Annotated in this window: 18 protein-coding genes and 1 tRNA gene; 6 read left to right on the plus strand and 13 right to left on the minus strand. The window is 65.4% G+C overall.

Going from position 1 to position 16,688, the window contains the following annotated elements:
• The first annotated feature begins 1 nt into the window (after position 1).
• On the plus strand, positions 2–532 hold the full coding sequence (locus AX725_RS03205; RefSeq protein WP_060979189.1) for a GNAT family N-acetyltransferase: 531 nt from the start codon (positions 2–4) through the stop codon (positions 530–532).
• Between the two features lie 8 nt (positions 533–540).
• Here the strand turns inward: AX725_RS03205 and AX725_RS03210 are convergent, their stop codons facing one another.
• The 5 genes from AX725_RS03210 to rpmF form a co-directional block, all read right to left on the minus strand.
• Positions 541–921 (minus strand): MerR family transcriptional regulator, encoded by a 381-nt coding sequence (locus tag AX725_RS03210; RefSeq protein WP_286133062.1) that lies wholly within the window; start codon positions 919–921, stop codon positions 541–543.
• Complete coding sequence (locus AX725_RS03215) at positions 914–1,213, minus strand: integration host factor subunit alpha (protein ID WP_081097194.1); 300 nt, start codon at positions 1,211–1,213, stop codon at positions 914–916. Before AX725_RS03215 ends, AX725_RS03210 begins: the two co-directional genes overlap by 8 nt.
• A gap of 115 nt (positions 1,214–1,328) precedes the next feature.
• Positions 1,329–2,321 (minus strand): beta-ketoacyl-ACP synthase III, encoded by a 993-nt coding sequence (locus AX725_RS03220; protein WP_060979192.1) that lies wholly within the window; start codon positions 2,319–2,321, stop codon positions 1,329–1,331.
• Positions 2,318–3,388 carry a phosphate acyltransferase PlsX gene (plsX, locus tag AX725_RS03225; RefSeq protein WP_060979193.1) on the minus strand — a complete coding sequence of 357 codons (1,071 nt, stop codon included), beginning with the start codon at positions 3,386–3,388 and terminating at the stop codon, positions 2,318–2,320. The genes AX725_RS03220 and plsX overlap by 4 nt, the downstream gene beginning before the upstream one ends.
• Positions 3,389–3,437: 49 nt before the next feature.
• Positions 3,438–3,614: a 50S ribosomal protein L32 gene (gene rpmF / locus AX725_RS03230; protein WP_023837736.1), complete on the minus strand. Its 177-nt coding sequence runs from the start codon at positions 3,612–3,614 to the stop codon at positions 3,438–3,440.
• A 221-nt stretch (positions 3,615–3,835) separates the two neighbouring features.
• Between rpmF and AX725_RS03235 the strand changes: the two genes are divergently transcribed.
• Entirely contained in the window at positions 3,836–4,234 is a 399-nt protein-coding gene (locus AX725_RS03235; protein WP_060979215.1) for an MAPEG family protein, read from the plus strand.
• A gap of 26 nt (positions 4,235–4,260) precedes the next feature.
• On the opposite strand, the gene recG is transcribed toward AX725_RS03235, so the two are convergent.
• A complete protein-coding gene (gene recG / locus AX725_RS03240) occupies positions 4,261–6,318 on the minus strand; it encodes an ATP-dependent DNA helicase RecG (RefSeq protein ID WP_060979195.1) in 2,058 nt (685 codons plus the stop codon).
• Between the two features lie 102 nt (positions 6,319–6,420).
• Between recG and AX725_RS03245 the strand changes: the two genes are divergently transcribed.
• Both AX725_RS03245 and mfd read left to right on the plus strand, forming a co-directional pair.
• Entirely contained in the window at positions 6,421–6,687 is a 267-nt protein-coding gene (locus AX725_RS03245) for an FAD assembly factor SdhE (protein ID WP_060979196.1), read from the plus strand.
• 27 nt (positions 6,688–6,714) lie between these two features.
• A complete protein-coding gene (gene mfd / locus AX725_RS03250; protein ID WP_060979197.1) occupies positions 6,715–10,212 on the plus strand; it encodes a transcription-repair coupling factor in 3,498 nt (1,165 codons plus the stop codon).
• A 177-nt stretch (positions 10,213–10,389) separates the two neighbouring features.
• Here mfd and AX725_RS03255 read toward each other — a convergent pair whose 3' ends face one another.
• Complete coding sequence (locus AX725_RS03255; protein WP_060979198.1) at positions 10,390–11,928, minus strand: bifunctional diguanylate cyclase/phosphodiesterase; 1,539 nt, start codon at positions 11,926–11,928, stop codon at positions 10,390–10,392.
• 189 nt (positions 11,929–12,117) lie between these two features.
• Between AX725_RS03255 and AX725_RS03260 the strand changes: the two genes are divergently transcribed.
• Together AX725_RS03260 and AX725_RS03265 are read left to right on the plus strand one after the other, a co-directional pair.
• Positions 12,118–12,906 carry an NAD kinase gene (locus AX725_RS03260; RefSeq protein WP_060979199.1) on the plus strand — a complete coding sequence of 263 codons (789 nt, stop codon included), beginning with the start codon at positions 12,118–12,120 and terminating at the stop codon, positions 12,904–12,906.
• 94 nt (positions 12,907–13,000) lie between these two features.
• Positions 13,001–13,075: transfer RNA gene (locus tag AX725_RS03265), tRNA-Asn, on the plus strand.
• Between the two features lie 9 nt (positions 13,076–13,084).
• Here AX725_RS03265 and AX725_RS03270 read toward each other — a convergent pair.
• The 6 genes from AX725_RS03270 to AX725_RS21135 all read right to left on the minus strand — a co-directional run.
• Positions 13,085–14,176 carry a tyrosine-type recombinase/integrase gene (locus AX725_RS03270; RefSeq protein ID WP_066113997.1) on the minus strand — a complete coding sequence of 364 codons (1,092 nt, stop codon included), beginning with the start codon at positions 14,174–14,176 and terminating at the stop codon, positions 13,085–13,087.
• Positions 14,169–14,351 carry a hypothetical protein gene (locus AX725_RS03275; RefSeq protein ID WP_066112469.1) on the minus strand — a complete coding sequence of 61 codons (183 nt, stop codon included), beginning with the start codon at positions 14,349–14,351 and terminating at the stop codon, positions 14,169–14,171. Before AX725_RS03275 ends, AX725_RS03270 begins: the two co-directional genes overlap by 8 nt.
• Positions 14,352–14,396: 45 nt before the next feature.
• Positions 14,397–15,260 (minus strand): DUF5131 family protein, encoded by an 864-nt coding sequence (locus tag AX725_RS03280; protein WP_082736290.1) that lies wholly within the window; start codon positions 15,258–15,260, stop codon positions 14,397–14,399.
• Positions 15,182–15,388: a hypothetical protein gene (locus AX725_RS21130; RefSeq protein ID WP_066046072.1), complete on the minus strand. Its 207-nt coding sequence runs from the start codon at positions 15,386–15,388 to the stop codon at positions 15,182–15,184. The genes AX725_RS03280 and AX725_RS21130 overlap by 79 nt, the downstream gene beginning before the upstream one ends.
• Before the next feature lie 73 nt (positions 15,389–15,461).
• Positions 15,462–15,812, minus strand: a complete 351-nt coding sequence (locus AX725_RS03290; protein ID WP_066046069.1) for a DUF8820 family protein — start codon at positions 15,810–15,812, stop codon at positions 15,462–15,464.
• 13 nt (positions 15,813–15,825) lie between these two features.
• On the minus strand, positions 15,826–16,688 hold an 863-nt coding region (locus AX725_RS21135; protein ID WP_066119057.1), incomplete at its 5' end, for a DUF6745 domain-containing protein.

Consider the following 16,688-nt stretch of genomic DNA (forward strand, 5'->3'; position numbering starts at 1 on the left):
CATGGCAAGAATCCTGCCCGAAACCATCCTGCGCCGTGCGGGACCGGACGATGCCGCCAAGCTCGCGCTGATCGGCTCGGCCACCTTTCTAACCGCCTTTGCGCATGATCATCCGGGGCAAGCGCTGATCGACCATTGTTCGATCGAACACGGCGAGGCCCGCTATTCCGGCTGGCTGGACAAGCCGGACTACGCGTTCTGGCTGCTGGAAACGCCGCTCGGCGCGCCGGTCGGCTATGCGATGATGAGCCCGCCCGAACTCGATATCGAGCCGCAGCCCGGATCGGTGGAACTGAAGCGCATCTATGCGCTGTCGGGCTGGCAGGGCGCGGGTCTGGGCCGCAGGCTGATGGACGCGGTGATCGAGGAGGCCCGTGCCCGCGCGGCCACGTGCCTGTACCTGTGCGTCTATACCAACAATCCCGATGCGCAGCGATTCTACGAGCGCTTCGGGTTCGAGAAGGTCGGGCAGCAGCAGTTCATGACCGGCAACGTGCCGTTCACCGACTGGATCATGCGCAAGCCGCTCTGACGCGTGGCTCAGGCCGCTTCGAGCGCTGCTGCCAAACGGTCGCGGATCGCGCGCAAGGCCGCGAGATCGATCGCAGGCGCGGCCGACGCGGAGGGTGCAGGTGCTGCTGCAGCATGCGCCGGCTTCGCCGCCTTGCCCGCCAGATACTGCCGCGCGCCGCGCACGGTAAAGCCCTCGCGGTTGAGCAGCCGGTCGATCGTGCGCAGCGTCTCGACATCCTCGGGCCGGTAATAGCGCCGCCCGCCGGCGCGCTTGAGCGGCTTGATGCTGTCGAACTGCGCCTCCCAATAGCGCAGGATGTGAGGCTTCACCCCCAGTTCGGCCGAAACCTCGCCGATGGTGCGCATCGCGCCCTCGGCCTTGCCGGAGGAGCCCATCGGATCAGTCACCCGCCATGATCCTTTCCTTCATGATCTGGCTGGCGCGGAAGGTCAGCACGCGGCGCGGGGTGATCGGAACCTCCACCCCCGTCTTGGGGTTACGCCCGACGCGCTCGCCCTTGTCGCGCAACAGAAAGGTGCCGAACCCCGAGATCTTCACGTTCTCGCCGCGCTCGAGCGCATCGGTCATGTGGTTGAGCACCGATTCGACCATCTGCGCCGCATCGGCGCGCGACAGCCCCACCTGATTGTTGATCGTATCTGCCAGATCAGCCCTGGTCAAAGTACCCACTGAACGCATCGCCCCGTCTCCTAACCCGCCAAGAGCAGGATAGCGGATCGAAGTTATAATGGCAAATCGAGGCTATGTAAAAACAGTGCGAATAGAGGCGATTGCGCGACAAATTTGCGTGAGGTTAATAGCGGATTACCGCCGCCCCCCAGGTAAGACCGCCGCCCATCGCTTCGAGCACCAGCAGGTCGCCGCGCTGGATGCGCCCATCGCGCACGGCGGTGTCGAGCGCGAGCGGAACCGACGCGGCCGAAGTATTGGCGTGCTGGTCCACGGTGACCACCACCTTTTCGGGCGGCAGACCCAGCTTGCGTGCGGTCGCATCGAGAATGCGGGCATTGGCCTGGTGCGGCACCACCCAGTCGATATCCGCGCTGGTCAGGCCCAGCCGGTGCAGCACTTGTTCCATGACTTCGGCGAGATTGACCACGGCATGGCGGAACACTTCGCGCCCCTTCATCCGGACCTTGCCGACGGTGCCGGTGGTCGAAGGCCCGCCATCGACATAGAGCAGGTCGTGGTGGCGACCATCGGCGTGCAACTGGGTCGTCAGGATGCCGCGTGCGGCGCTATCGCCCTCGGCGGCGGTTTCAAGCCCGAGCACGACCGCGCCCGCACCATCGCCGAACAGCACGCAGGTGCCGCGATCTTCCCAGTCGAGAATGCGGCTGAAGGTTTCCGCGCCGATCACCAGCGCGCGGCTGCCCATGCCGGTGCGCAGCATGCTGTCCGCTACGCTGAGCGCATAGAGAAAGCCCGAGCAGACCGCCGCGACGTCGAAAGCGATGCCGCCCACCATTCCGATCGCCGACTGCACCTTGGTCGCAGTGGCGGGGAAGGTATGGTCGGGGGTCGCTGTCGCAAGCACGATCAGGTCGATTTCGCTGCCTGCCAGCCCTGCGGCTTCGAGCGCGTTGTTGGCCGCCTGGATTGCCAATGTGCCCGTGGTCTCTTCCGGCGCGGCGACATGGCGGAACTTGATGCCGGTGCGCTCGGTGATCCATTCGTCCGAAGTATCGACGGTTTCAGCCAGTTCGGCATTGGATACCCGCTTGGCTGGCAGTGCCGATCCCGTGCCGAGAATGACACTGCGCGTCGCCGGAGCCTGAAAAGTCATTTGAGAAATTCGCCCGATCCATTGGAAGCGGCGCCGTTGCTGGCGATCGCGCTGGTATCAAAATCCTTCAGCACATCGCCGATGCGCTGCGTGATATTGTCCTCGACCAGCCGCGCGGCCACCTCGACCGCGTTCGCCACACCCTTGATGCTGGCCGATCCGTGGCTTTTCACCACCACGCCATTGAGGCCCAGGAACACCGCGCCATTATGGTTGTTGGGGTCGAGATGGTGCTTGAGCAACTCGGTCGCCGGGCGCGAGATCAGGAAGCCGATCTTCGAGCGGAGCGAGGACTGGAAGCTGCGCTTGAGCAGATCGGTGACGAAGCGGGCGGTGCCTTCCAATGCCTTCAAGGCGATATTGCCCGAAAAGCCGTCGGTGACGACCACATCGACATCGCCGCGCGAGATCTTGTCGGCTTCGGTGAAACCCTGGAACTGCATCGGCAGGTGCGTCGCGGCGCGCAGCGCGGCAGCCGCATCGCGGATCGCCTCGGTGCCCTTCGATTCTTCTGTGCCGATGTTGAGCAGCCCGGTGCGGGGCTTTTCAAAGCCGAAGATGATCTGCGAATAGACCGCGCCCATGATCGCGAACTGCACGAGGTTGCGCGCGTCGCACTCGGTATTCGCGCCAAGGTCGAGCATGACCATGTCGGTCTCTTCGAGCGTCGGCAGCAATGCGGCGAGCGCGGGCCGATCGATCCCCGGCATGGTGCGCAGCGCCAGCTTGGCCATCGCCATCAGCGCGCCGGTATTGCCGGCGCTTACAGCAGCGCTGCAATCGCCGGACTTCACCGCCTGGATGGCGAGTCCCATCGAGCTGTTCTTGGATTTGCGCAGCGCCTGGCTGGGCTTGTCCTCGCCCTTCACCACCTCTTCGGTGTGAAGGATCTCGGACGCCGCGCGCAAATTGGGGTGATTGTCCAGGCCCTGCTTGATCTGCTTTTCGTCGCCGACCAGCAGAAAGGTGAAACGCTCGTGGCGGTGGCGCGCCTCGGCCGCCCCGCCCAGCATCACCCGCACGCCTTCATCACCGCCCATCGCATCAATCGCGATCCGCGGCTTCATCGGCACCGGTTAATCCCCCTGAAAAAGTGCAAAGACCGTCTGATAAGGATCAGGCGACTTCGAGCACCTCACGGCCGTTATAATGGCCGCATGCGCCGCAGACATGGTGCGGGCGCTTCAGTTCACCACAGTTGGAGCATTCGCTGAACGCGTCGATGGTCAGCGAATCGTGGCTGCGACGCATGCCACGCTTGGAGGGCGAAGTTTTTCTCTTAGGAACAGCCATGGCAGCCTGCTAACCTTAAATTGCTTGTCAATCAATGCGATATTGCCGGGACGCCCCAACAGGAAGCGCCTGGCGCGGCCTGCCGATACAGCGACACGGCCCATTCGCGTGCGAAGGCGGCGCTATAGCGAAAATCTCGTGCGTTGCAAGCTCTGTCGCGCTAGTCCGCTGCACAATTGGTCGCCATGACGCGGACGACCGCCAACGAGGGGACGATACGCATGAACCTGCCGCTGACACTGACCATGGCCGCTGCTGCCGGATTGATCAACCTGTGGCTCGCCATCCGCATCGGCCAGGTGCGCACCAGCCAGAAGGTCAGCGTGGGCGATGGCGGCAACGAATTCGTCATCCGCCGCATGCGCGCGCAGGCGAATTTCGTCGAATACACGCCCTTCGTGCTGGTGCTGATCGGTGCGCTCGAATGTTCGGGCTATGCTGCGACCTGGCTGTGGGTGGTCGGCGTGGTCTACATGATCGGCCGGCTGGCGCATGGCCTGGGCATGGATGGCGGCGCGTTCGGCATCGGCCGGATGATCGGCACATTGACCTCGATGCTGACGCTGCTCGGCCTGTCGGGCTATGCCATCTATGTCGCGAGCATCATGCCCGCCGCCTGACAATCCAGTGCGCTCGGGGGCGGCGCCTACCCGCCCCTGAGCAGCTTGGCTCCATAATCGCGCTCGAACAGATACAGCGCGGTGCGCGCCGCCTGCCCACGTTCACTGTCGAGTCCGCCATCGCGGTCCATCAGCAGTCGGGCATCGTCCGATGCCGTGCCGATCAGCCGCTGCACCTGTTCGGGGCTGGCGATGCGGAACGCGCTGTCGCCCGACTGCCGCGTGCCCAGCAGCTCGCCGCCGCCACGCAGCCGCAGATCTTCTTCGGCAATATGAAACCCGTCCTGGCTCGAGCGCATCAGCGCGAGCCGCGCGCGCGCCGTCTCGCTGAGCGCGCTTCCGCGCAGCAGCACGCAGACCGATTTCTGGTCGCCCCGCCCCACCCGGCCGCGCAGCTGGTGGAGTTGCGCCAGGCCGAAGCGCTCCGCCGCCTCGATGATCATCAGCGTCGCATTGGGCACATCGACACCGACCTCGATCACCGTGGTCGCGACCAGCAGCGCGGTCTTGCCGCTGGCAAAGTCCGCCATCATCGCATCCTTGCGCTCGACCGGCATCTGGCCGTGCACGAGCGAGACCTTGCCGGGAAAGCGCTCGGCAAGCTGCGCCGCACGCGTCTCGGCGGCGGCAAGGTCGCTCGTCTCGCTGTCCATCACCAGCGGGCACACCCAATAGGCCTGACCACCGCGCTCGATATGCCGCGCAAGCCCATCGACGATCTCGGACAGGCGATCGTCGGCGATCACGCGAGTCTCGATCGGCTGACGCCCCGGCGGCAGCTCGTCAAGACGCGACACGTCCATCTCGCCATAATGGCTGAGCGTCAGCGTGCGCGGGATCGGCGTTGCCGTCATCGCCAGCAGATGCGGGGTCGCCCTGCCCTTTTCCTGCAGCATCAGCCGCTGCGAAACGCCGAACTTGTGCTGTTCGTCGATCACCGCGAGCGCGAGATTGCGATAGCGCACCGCGTCCTGGAACAGCGCATGCGTGCCGATGACGATCTGGATCGAGCCATCGGCAAGGCCCATGAGGGTCGCCTCGCGCGCGCGGCCCTTGTCGCGCCCGGTGAGCACCGCGATGCTGACCGGGAGCCCCGAGAGCATCCGCGAGATGGTATCGAAATGCTGGCGCGCGAGGATTTCGGTCGGCGCGAGCAGCGCCGCCTGCCCGCCGCATTCGACCGCATTGAGCATGGCCATCACCGCGACCAGCGTCTTGCCCGCCCCGACATCGCCCTGCAGCAGCCGCAGCATCGGCACGGGCTGCGCCATGTCGCCGTTGATCTCCTCGATCGTCCGCCGCTGTGCTCCGGTCATCGCGAAGGGCAGTTTCAGCGCATCGCGCAGGTGTCCGTCCCCTTCGAGCGCCACGCCCTTGCGCTTGCGGTTCGACTGCCGGATCAGCGCGAAGGCGAGCTGGTTGGCGAATATCTCGTCATAGGCCAGCCGCTCGCGGGGCTTTTCGTCCATGCCCTGATGCGCGGCGGCGAGCGCCTCGTGCCAGTCGGGCCAGCCCTCGCGCGCCTTCAGCGTCGGTTCTATCCATTCGGGCAGCGGCGGCAGTTGCGCCAGCGCCTGCGCGGCCAGCGAGGCCACACGCTTCTGCCCCAGCCCTTCAGCGAGCGGATATACGGGTTCCGCCTCGCCGATCTGGTCGGCCTGGCCCGGCTCCACCACGTGATCAGGATGGACGATCTGCCAGGCCTCGCCCCAGATCTCGAGCTTGCCCGCCGCCAGCCGCGTCTCGCCCAGCGGCCAGAGCTTCTTCGCCCAGCCTGGATTGCCGCCGAAATAGACCAGCGCGATATGGTTGCCGATCGAGTCCTCGGCGATCACCCGCGTCGGTCCGCGTCCGGGGCTGGAGCGATAGCCGGTGGCGGTGAGCGCGATGATGATCTGCTCGCCCGTGCCTGCCTGATCGGCATTGTCGACACGCCTGCGGCGGATGAAGCCCGTCGGCAGATGATAGGCCATGTCCTTGACCCGCGAAATGCCCAGCCGTGCGAACGGCTTCTGCAAGCTCACGCCGACGCCCTTGAGGCTCTCGATCTCGGCGAATGCGGGGTTGAGTATCTCGGGGCGCATGGCTATCGCAAAAAGGCAGGCAGATGAATGCGCTGCTGGCTGGAATCCTGTCCACCGTCTTAGGCAGGCCCGGCCCACCCCGCAAGCAAAGGAACTTCTGGCATGGACCGCGAAACCCGATTGCGCCGCCTGGCCTTCCGCGCCTGGCACCGGGGCACGCGCGAGGCGGATTACATGATCGGCGGCTTTTTCGACCGCTATGGCAAGACCTGGTCTGACGAAGAGCTCGACTGGTTCGAGACGCTGATCGAGGAACAGGACGTCGACATCATGGCCTGGGCCATCGGCAAGCAGCCGGTGCCGGAGCAATTCGAAGGGCCGCAGATGCAGGCCTTCCAGAAGCTCGACTTCATCAACATTCCGCGCTGATTGCACCGGCGCGCAAGGCTAGACCCCGTGGACAGCATCAGCCGCATCCTTCAGGCGACAGCGCCGCTGACGCTCGCCAACGTCGCGCCCGGAGCGCTACCCTTGCTTCTCGCGGACCTCGCCCGCGCGGCGGCTGCGCGCAAGCAGGGCGGCCGCATCGTGTTCATCGCGCCCGACGATGCACTGATGCACGCGGTGGCCGAAACCGCGCCCTTTTATGCGCCGGACCTTGAGGCGATCGAGTTCCCCGCCTGGGACTGCCTGCCCTATGACCGCGCCTCGCCCTCGCTCGGCATTACCGCAAGGCGGCTGAAGGCGCTGTGGACGCTGCAGCAGCCCGCCGGTGGCCCGCAGCTTCTGGTCACCACGGCCAATGCCGTCACCCAGCGCACGCTGACCCCGTTCCGCATCCGCCAGGTCGGCGCGGAACTGAAGCCCGGCATGACGATCGCGCGCGAGGCGCTGATCGAGAAGCTGGTGCGCCAGGGCTATGCCCGCACCGACACCGTCGCCGATTCGGGCGAGTTCGCGGTGCGCGGCAACCTGATCGACATCTTCCCGGCGGGGATGGATTCAGGCCTCAGGCTCGATTTCTTTGGTGACGAGCTCGACACGATGCGCGCCTTCGATCCCGGCACGCAGCGATCGACCGAGCGGGTCGAGCGGCACATATTGCTGCCCGCATCCGAAGTGCTGCTCGATGCCGACAGTATCCGGCGCTTCCGCAGCGCCTATCGCGAGGCGTTCGGCGCCAATGCCACCACCGATCCGCTCTATCAGGCGATCAGCGACGGACGCAGGCTCGCAGGCATGGAACACTGGCTGCCGATGATCGAGGAGCGGCTGGTGCCGCTGTTCGAGCATCTCGACGATGCCGACATCGTGCTGCGCGATGCGGGCGCGGATGCCGCCGCCGACCAGCGTTTCGAAAGCATCACCGATTATCACGCCAATCGCCAGCGCGGAAACGAGGACAAGGCCGGCAGCTATCGCCCGCTCAAGCCCTCGGCGCTCTATCTGGTGCCCAAGGAATGGCGTGCGGCGGCGGATGAAACTCCGATCCACCTCGTCAGCGGCCATGACGAGCCCGAATCGAGCCGCGTGCTCGGCCTGGGCTATCGCACCGCACGCGATTTCGGCGCCGAGCGCGCACGCGGCGACAATGTCTATGCCGCCGCCGCCGCGCATATCGATGCGCTTCGCAAGGCGGACAAGGGCGCGATCATCGCGAGCTATTCGGAAGGTTCGCGCAGCCGCCTTCTCGGCCTGCTCAAGGACCATGGGCTTGCGCGCATGGCGCTCGCGGACAGCTGGCAGGAAGCCCTGGGCCAGGCGGCAACCGGCATGGCCTCCATGGTCGTGCTGCCGCAGGATCACGGCTTTGCCACCGAGCGCTACGAGCTGCTCTCCGAACAGGACCTGCTCGGCGACCGGCTGGTGCGGCGGCGCAAAAAGCGCAAGTCCGCCGATGCGTTTCTCGCCGAGCTGCAATCGCTCGCCGCGGGCGACCTCGTCGTGCATATCGACCATGGCATCGGCCGCTATGAGGGGCTGGTCTCTATCCCCGTCGGCAAGAGCCCGCACGATTGCGTCTGGCTGACCTATGCCGGCGGCGACAAGCTCTACGTTCCGGTCGAGAATATCGACGTCCTCACCCGCTATGGCTCGGAAAGCGAGGGCGTCGCGCTCGACAAGCTGGGCGGCGAGGCCTGGCAGCGGCGGCGCGCCAAGCTCAAGGAACGCATCCAGGCGATCGCGGGCGAGCTGATGAAGACCGCAGCGGAACGCGCGCTGCGCACCGCCGATGTCGCCGAGGTCGAGCCGGGCGTCTATGCGAGCTTCGTCGACCGCTTCCCGTACGAGGAAACCGAGGACCAGGAGCGCGTGATCGCCGAGGTGCTCGAGGATCTGGCTTCGGGCAAGCCGATGGACAGGCTGGTCTGCGGCGATGTCGGCTTCGGCAAGACCGAGGTGGCGATGCGCGCGGCGTTCGTCGCCGCCATGTCGGGCATGCAGGTCGCGATCGTCGCGCCGACGACGCTGCTCGCGCGCCAGCATTACACCAATTTCGTCGAGCGCTTTCAGGGCTTTCCGCTCAATATCGGCCGCCTGTCGCGCCTCGTCACCGCGAGCGAAGCCAAGACAACGCGCGAGGGCCTGGCCAATGGCACCACCGATATCGTCATCGGCACGCACGCGCTGCTCGCCAAGTCGGTCGAGTTCAAGCGGCTGGGCCTCGTCATCATCGACGAGGAACAGCGCTTCGGCGTGGTCCACAAGGAGCGATTGAAGGCGCTCAAGGCCGATGTCCATGTGCTGACGCTGACCGCAACGCCCATCCCGCGCACGCTGCAGATGGCGATGTCTGGCCTGCGCGAACTTTCAGTGATCCAGACGCCACCGGTCGATCGCCTCGCGGTGCGCACCTATGTGATGCCCTGGGACCCGGTGGTGCTGCGCGAGGCGCTGCTGCGCGAACATTATCGCGGCGGCCAGTCCTATTTCGTCGCGCCGCGCATCAGCGATCTCGACAAGCTCAGCGAATTCATCCGCGACGAGGTACCCGAGATTCGCCACATCATGGCGCACGGCCAGATGGCCCCATCCGATGTCGAGGAGCGGATGAGCGCGTTCTATGACCGCAAATATGACGTGCTGCTGTCGACCACCATCGTCGAATCGGGCATCGACATCCCCAGCGCCAACACGCTGATCATCCACCGCGCCGACACCTTCGGCCTGGCCCAGCTCTACCAGCTGCGCGGGCGCGTCGGGCGTTCCAAGACGCGCGCCTATGCGTATATGACCACGCCGGAAAACCGCGTGCTGACCGAGACGGCGGAGAAAAGGCTCAAGGTGCTGGGCGATCTCGACACGCTGGGCGCAGGCTTCCAGCTCGCCAGCCACGATCTCGACATTCGCGGCGCGGGCAATCTGGTCGGCGACGAACAGTCGGGCCATATCCGCGAGGTCGGGTTCGAGCTCTACCAGTCGATGCTCGAGGAGGCGATTCTGGAGGCCAAGGCGGGCGGCCTGTCGCTCGACCTGCCGCGCCAGAAATTCTCGCCGCAGATCACCGTCGATGCGCCGATCCTGATTCCCGAGGATTATGTCCCCGATCTGGCGGTGCGCATGGCGCTCTATCGCCGGATGAACGACCTCACCAATCGCGCCGAGATCGAAGCGTTCGCGGCGGAAATGATCGACCGGTTCGGCCCGCTGCCCGATGCGACGAGCAACCTCATCAAGCTGATCGAGATCAAGCTCAACTGCATCACCGCGTGCGTCGCCAAGATCGATGTCGGCGCGCGGGGGGCTTTGGTCAGCTTCCATAACGACAGCTTCCCCGACGTCCCCGGTCTGCTCGCCTATGTCGAGCGGCTCAAGGGCACCGCCAAGCTGCGCCCTGACCAGAAGCTGCTGATCCAGCGCGTGTGGAGCGATCCGGCCTCGCGGATCAACGGGTTGATCCAGCTTTCCAAGGGCCTGGCGGGCATTGTGAAGAAGAGTGCGAAGGCAGGGTAAGGCGCGAGGAGCCCTCTCCCCTTCAGGGGGCAGACCGAGTCACGCGCCTCGGTCAGCGGTTGGGAGAGGGGCAAGTGCGCAGACGTTCTTGTTCCCAGATGCCCCTCTCTGCTGCGACTAGCGAGCAAGCTCGCAAGTCTCGCTATCTCTCCCCTGAAGGGGAGAGAGCAGGTTCAGTCACCCCAGTTCCTCCCGCGCAAACTCTGCGAAAACTTCCGCCTCCATCGCCCGACCGCGCAGGAAGCCCTGGAAATAGTCGCAGCCCTCGTCGCGCAGCGCGGCGAGCTGCGCGTCGCTCTCCACCCCCTCGGCAATCACCTTGAGGCTCAGCGCCTTGGCCATCGCGATCACCGAGCGCACGATGATCCGGTCCGCCTCGGCGCCGCCGATATCGCGCGTCATCGCATGGTCGAGCTTGAGATAGTCGAGCGGGAGGCGCTTCAAGTATAGCAGGCTCGAATAGCCGGTGCCGAAATCATCGACGGCTATTCGCACCCCGGCATCGCGCAGCGCGGCAAAGCGGGCTGCCGCGCGCTTCAGATCGGGGACGAGCGCCTGCTCGGTCATTTCCAGCGTCAGACGGCGCGGATTGAACCCGGCTTCGGCCAGCATCCCCAGCTCGCGTTTGGCAAAGCCCTTTTCGCCCAAGTCCTCGGCGGTCACGTTCAGCGACAGCCTGAGCGGCGCGAGCGGTCCGGTCCAGCGCGCCGCGTGCTGCATCGCGCGCTGGCGGATATGCCGCGATAGCGCGCGCGTGAAATCGGCCTTGTCGGCGATGGCGAACAGCGTGCCCGCGCCGATCTCGCCATATTGCGGATGCTGCCAGCGGGCGAGCGCCTCGGCCCCGGTGATCTTTCCGGTCTCGACCGAGAATTGCGGCTGGAACAATACGGTGATCTCGTCGCGCTCGATCGCCTGGACGATGTCCTGTTCGAGCCGATAGCCGCGCTGCGGCGCATGGTCGGACTGGCGATCGGCCCAGCGCACCGGATCGGCGGCGTTTTCGCGCGCCTGGGCGAGCCCCGCCGACAGCCGGTCGAGCAGCGACACCGGCCCCTCGCCCTCACGCGCCACCGCGAGCGCCGCGCGCGCGGTCAGCCGCAGCCGGTGCCCGGCGACGTCGAGCGGTTCGGAAACGACGCGCAGCATCCGTTCGGCCATGACCTGCCAGCCCAGCCTCTCTTCGGCCATGGCATAGGCAATCAGGAAATCGCCGCCCGACAGGCGCAACGTCAGCGCGCTGCCGGAGGAAAGCCGTGCCGCCTGCCGTTCGAGTCGCTGCTCCATCGCCTCGAGCGCGGCATCGCCCACCGCAGTGCCATAGGTCGCGTTGACCGCAGGCATGCGGCGCAGCCCGATCAGCATCGCGTGCAAAGCCCCCTCGCCCGCCGCCGCAAAATCGGCGATTCGCTTGTGCAGATCGGGCACCAGTTCGTTCCGGCAGGCCAGCTGGCCATGGATCAGCCGCAGCTGCAATTGCAGCGCCTCATCCGCAAATGGCGCGACCAGCGCATGCGTGATCGCGGCGGGGAGAGGATGCGCAAGGCCGGGCCACGCGCTGTCGCAGATCAGCAGGCCGGGACCCGCATGACTGGCGATCTCGCGTGGCAGGTCATCGGTCTTGCCGCGCATGTCCGCAACCAGCAGATCGGCAGGGCCGTTCCCGGCAGGCGCAAAGCCGCACGCCGCCAGCGCCGCCGCGAGCGCCGTGTCCACCGCGCCAGCGCTGCTGCCGCGCCAGGTCGGCCTGTCCCGATATCCGCTGCTGTCCAGACCCCGCCCCCATTTGCAGGAACACTGCCGCGCGATGCCCTGTCATGGCACCATGCGCAACCGCCCAAGAAACATTGGCGCATTAGCACCGATCCGTTAAGACCCTGTCACCCATAAGATAAGGCGTGGAACATGCCCCCATCGGTTATTGACCGCAAAATCGCGCTGGCCGTCTCTCCCACCGAACGGGCGCGCAAGGCGGCGCGCGAGGTGCAGGCGGCGCATGAATGGGCCAGCCTGGACGAGGCCGATATCGTCGTCGTCATGGGCGGCGACGGTTTCATGCTGCAGACGCTGCACCAGATGCTCGAACGCGGGCGGATCGTACCCGTCTATGGCCTGAACCTAGGCACCGTCGGGTTCCTGATGAACCTGTGGCGCAGCGGCGACAGCATCGTGCACCGGCTGGACCGGGCGCAGAGCTTCGAGGTGCTGCCGCTGTCGATGACCGCGACGACGATGAGCGGCGAGCGCGTCACCTATCCTGCGATCAACGAAGTGTCGCTGCTGCGCGAAACGCGCCAGACCGCCAAGCTTGAGGTCAGCGTCAACAACGCGGTGCGAATCGGCGAGCTGGTCTGCGACGGCGTGCTGGTGGCGACGCCGGCGGGCTCGACCGCCTACAATCTCTCCGCCAACGGCCCGATCCTGCCGCTGGGCTGCGGCATGCTGGCGCTCACCCCGATCAGCCCGTTCCGCCCGCGCCGGTGGAAGGGCGCGCTGCTGCCCGATTCGTCGCAGATTACCTTTCGCGTGCTGGAACCCGGCAAACGCCCGGTCAGCGCGGTGGCCGACCAGCGCGAGGTGCGCGATATCCGCGATATCCAGATCGCCATCGACCCCAACCGCCGCCTGTCGCTGATGTTCGATCCGGGCCACAGCCTGGACGACCGCATTTCGGCTGAACAATTTATCGTCTGAACATGAAATCAGGTGCTTGCCAAACCAAAAAACCCGGTGCTATAGGCGCGCTTCTCCCGGGGAGCATCGCCTCGCCGGGAAGGCAAAAGAGCGTTCCCCGATAGCTCAGCGGTAGAGTAGGTGACTGTTAATCACTTGGCCGTAGGTTCGAATCCTACTCGGGGAGCCAGCCTCATTCTCAAACATCTGAAAAACCTTCATTTTCTTGCGGTTGGACAAACCCATGTTGTGCAAGGTTGGACATGGCCTGATCTGCCAGAGCGTCCATGTTGGCCGCCGCAGCGTAATAGGCGAACGTCTCGTTTTTCTTCTGACCAGTGAATGACCGGCCCATTGCATCGCTGGCCCCTGCCTCTGCCAGCTGGCGACTGCGCGCCTTGCGCAGGCCGTGGATCGAGCAGTGTTTCGGAAGGCCTGCCTGATCGCACCATTCCCTGAACGCATTGCCGAATCCGGCTGCGGTGTAGGGCTTGCCGAACTTGGTGAGGATCAGGTGCTTGATCGGGGCAGCTGGCATCGCCTCGAGCGCCCGGCGTGCCTCCGGCGCCATCGCCACCCGGGTCAGATTCCCGTTCTTCACATGCTGCACGGCGATGCGACCGTCGCGGATGTGCTCGCGCTCAATCTGGGCAACATTGCAGCGGCGCGCGGCGGTGTTCAGAGCGAGCTCCATCGCCAGCCTGGCGGTCGTGCCGTTGGCGTGATGGGCGCGGAACTGCGCGATTTCCTCCTCGGTCCAGCAATGATAGCCAGCACCCTTGGGATAGGCATCGGTGAGATCGGCCGGATTGTCATCGCGCCAGCCCAGCTTGACCGCGTGTTTCAGCATCCGGCGCACGGTCTTGCGCAGCATGTTCGCAGCCTGAGGGCGGTCTGCCATCTGTGCCAGGATGTTCTCGAGCCAGCCCACGGTAACGCTGGCGACTGGCCGCTCGCCATAGCGCCTGCCCTTGCGATCCTTGGTGTCGCAGAAGCGGTCAATGATGCCGCCGTAAACGGTCTTGGTCGACGAGGCCTGCCGCTGCCATTTCACGGTCGCGCGCAGGCGCTGGCCTAGATCGTCGAGACTCTTTGGGGTGACCGGATTGCCGGACTGCACAGGCTTGCGCTCGGCCTTTCCCTCCAGCAGCTCGGCATAGCGGCGCATGAAATCGGGGGTGCCGGGCTCGGCCTTGATGTAGCCGGAACGGTAGCCAGCGCGGCGAAAGCGGTAGCGGATCTTGCCATGGCGGTCGAACACCGCGCAGACATGGGGGGGCAGGTCAGACATCATCATCGCTCCAGGTGTCCGGCGCAGGCTCGTCCTGCACGGATTCGCCTATGATGATCTCGATCTTCTGCTTTGCCAAATCCAGGACGATCCGCGCGCGCTCATAGCCAGCGGCGCGCACTGCCTTGGTGGCACGCTCCACATCCGCCTGGCTGATGCGCGCAGCGAGTGTCATCGCTCTTGCTCCTGTAGGTATGGGCTGCACATGAGGGCTAGGGCTTCAAGCATGGGGCCACTCCCTCACCCGCAGCCCCTCGGGGAACTGCTCGATATCCTTGATCGCCTTCGGTCCGCCGCTGGACAGTTGCTTGACGAACACGGCGACCGACGCGGCTTGGCACTGGTTGACGATCGGCTGCGCCCATTCGTTCTGCATGAACCGCGCGCCAGTGCCGGATTCGCCGCCAATGATCACCCAATTCAGATGCACAAGCCATTCGGGCCGCAACACAATGGGCCCGAGCAGCGGCTCCATGCTCAACCCGATCCATGGAATGCCCAGCTTCTGCTTGAGCTCGATCAGGCGCGGGATATCGCGGTCGGCTTCCTCTTGGTTGACGACGGTGGCGATCAGACCGGCGTGCTTCGGCCAGCGCGAAGCCCATTCGTGATCGGCAAAGGCGGCGAGACGCTTCTCGATCATCGGCAGGCGCTTGGTGACGATCTGGATGTCGAGATCGCTACAGGCATGGATAGCGCCCCAGGCCGTTGCCAGCCACTCGATGGGCACTTCCTTGTCGAACAGGTCGGACATGCTCTGCATGAACACCCGGCGCTTGCGACCGTGCTGCTTGTAGAACGCCGCCGCGCCTTTGTTCAGTTTCGCCAGCGCGGGCAGCGCGCCCTTGATCCAGCGCCGTTCGACACCGACACCAAAGACGTTGTGGCCGGTGCGCTTCGCCCACGCCTCAGCATAGCAGCCGTCGCAGCCGGGCCCAACCTTGGTGCAGCCCCACCAGAAATTGACCGTCGCGTCGGTCCATTCGATCGCCGATTGCTCAGCCATCACCGCGCCCTCCCCCTCATCCAGCGCCGGACCTTCTTGCCCAGCCAGGGGACAGCGACAAAGCCAGCCAGCGGCCATACGAAGGCATAGAGCGCGATCAGGTTGCGATGGCGGCGTGGCATCCGATCAGCGATCACCTCTCCGAAGAACAGGGTCAGCAGGATGCCGCCGATGTAGGTTCCGGCTATGATGTATTGGTGCGTCATTGCACTTCCTTCCGTTCACGATCAGCCGATTTCAGGCATCGGGGGCGACACAACGCCGCCCCCTGCCATGCGATCAGTCCGCGACACGGCGCACCTGCTCGCTGAACGGGTCGAACTCGCGCGCGATCCGCATTTCGTAGATGCCAGCGGCCAGCGTGTGGCTGCCGTGCGCGTCTGATGCGTCCTGGATAAGGTCGGTCGGCTCGTCGAGCAGCGCGTAGAGAATGCGCATACCTTCCGGCGCGTCCGGCTTTTCCATGACGGCCACGGCGCGGTCGAGAACGTGGTGATTACCGCTCTCGCTGTGGCTGATGATCGGGCGACCGCGCGCATCCTTTTCGGTGTGAACGGTCAGCCCTTCCGGCATCGCGTCCACCCGAAAGATGGTGATTTCGCCCTGTGCTCCAATAACTTCACGCTTCATGTCCGTGTTCCTTTCATGTCCGGACGGTGGGGTAGGAAAATTCGTGCGGCTCCAAGCCGACACGCCACGCCTGCGCCTCAAGCACAGTCGAGATGTTGCGCGGAATGCCCTCGCAGATCGTGCCATTTCGAGGGCACTCCGCCTTGAGGAACCGCCCCGGCTCTGGCAGGCCATCAAGCCGCAGCTCGATAACCTCGCCATGCGACGGGTCGGGGTCCGCATCGATGATCTTGTAGTCCAGCGCGGTGAGCATCCGGGGCCATCCGATGCACGCCGCACCCGCCGCGCGCTGTTCGACATTGGCGCAGCGCAGAATTTCCTGCGGGTCGATCGTCGCGCGGTTCTCGACCCACTCGCCGGGCAGGCGCGTGCCGTGCCAAGCGTAGAGCGAATAACCGTCCGCATAGGCGATGGCCGGGCCGTCTTCGCAGTGCAGCCGTCGCGCGTCGTCCCATCGCACCGTGACGGGCCGTTGCGAGGTAATGACAACATTCTCGAAAGGCCACCACCATTCGCACTGGCGACCGATGCGATTCATCGTGTCGAGATTGCGCGATGTCGCGTGATCAAGCTTTACGCCGATCTTCTCTGCAAACGTGCCCCACGCGATCCAGTAAAGGTCTTGGCTACCCCAGAGAAAATGCGGATTGTAGATACGCTGGTCCCAGAGCTGGCCGCTGAGCTGGCCCCAGAGCTGGCCCCCGAGCTGGCCGCTGAGCTGGTCCCAGAGCTGGCCCCTGAGCTGGTCCCAGAGCTGGCCGCTGAGCTGGTCCCAGAGCTGGCCCCCGAGCTGGCCGCTGAGCTGGCCCCTGAGCTGGCCCCTGAGCTGGCCCCAGAGCTGGCCCCCGAGCTGGCCGCTGAGCTGGTCCCAGAGCT

The sequence above is a fragment of the Blastomonas sp. CCH9-A1 genome, from assembly GCF_001557175.1.
In the GTDB taxonomy this organism is placed as follows: domain Bacteria; phylum Pseudomonadota; class Alphaproteobacteria; order Sphingomonadales; family Sphingomonadaceae; genus Blastomonas; species Blastomonas delafieldii_A.

What these genes read in the sequence shown, in the direction of transcription:
- AX725_RS03280 (WP_082736290.1), bottom strand. Translation starts at nt 15,260, where the DNA reads ATGGCCGCTGGCTGGCTTTGTCGCTGTCCCCTGGCTGGGCAAGAAGGT.
- AX725_RS03205 (WP_060979189.1), top strand. Translation starts at nt 2, where the DNA reads ATGGCAAGAATCCTGCCCGAAACCATCCTGCGCCGTGCGGGACCGGAC.
- AX725_RS03275 (WP_066112469.1), bottom strand. Translation starts at nt 14,351, where the DNA reads ATGACACTCGCTGCGCGCATCAGCCAGGCGGATGTGGAGCGTGCCACC.
- AX725_RS03220 (WP_060979192.1), bottom strand. Translation starts at nt 2,321, where the DNA reads ATGACTTTTCAGGCTCCGGCGACGCGCAGTGTCATTCTCGGCACGGGA.
- AX725_RS03245 (WP_060979196.1), top strand. Translation starts at nt 6,421, where the DNA reads ATGGACCGCGAAACCCGATTGCGCCGCCTGGCCTTCCGCGCCTGGCAC.
- recG (WP_060979195.1), bottom strand. Translation starts at nt 6,318, where the DNA reads ATGCGCCCCGAGATACTCAACCCCGCATTCGCCGAGATCGAGAGCCTC.
- AX725_RS03260 (WP_060979199.1), top strand. Translation starts at nt 12,118, where the DNA reads ATGCCCCCATCGGTTATTGACCGCAAAATCGCGCTGGCCGTCTCTCCC.
- plsX (WP_060979193.1), bottom strand. Translation starts at nt 3,388, where the DNA reads ATGAAGCCGCGGATCGCGATTGATGCGATGGGCGGTGATGAAGGCGTG.
- rpmF (WP_023837736.1), bottom strand. Translation starts at nt 3,614, where the DNA reads ATGGCTGTTCCTAAGAGAAAAACTTCGCCCTCCAAGCGTGGCATGCGT.
- AX725_RS03270 (WP_066113997.1), bottom strand. Translation starts at nt 14,176, where the DNA reads ATGTCTGACCTGCCCCCCCATGTCTGCGCGGTGTTCGACCGCCATGGC.
- AX725_RS03215 (WP_081097194.1), bottom strand. Translation starts at nt 1,213, where the DNA reads ATGCGTTCAGTGGGTACTTTGACCAGGGCTGATCTGGCAGATACGATC.
- AX725_RS03290 (WP_066046069.1), bottom strand. Translation starts at nt 15,812, where the DNA reads ATGAAGCGTGAAGTTATTGGAGCACAGGGCGAAATCACCATCTTTCGG.
- AX725_RS21130 (WP_066046072.1), bottom strand. Translation starts at nt 15,388, where the DNA reads ATGACGCACCAATACATCATAGCCGGAACCTACATCGGCGGCATCCTG.
- AX725_RS03235 (WP_060979215.1), top strand. Translation starts at nt 3,836, where the DNA reads ATGAACCTGCCGCTGACACTGACCATGGCCGCTGCTGCCGGATTGATC.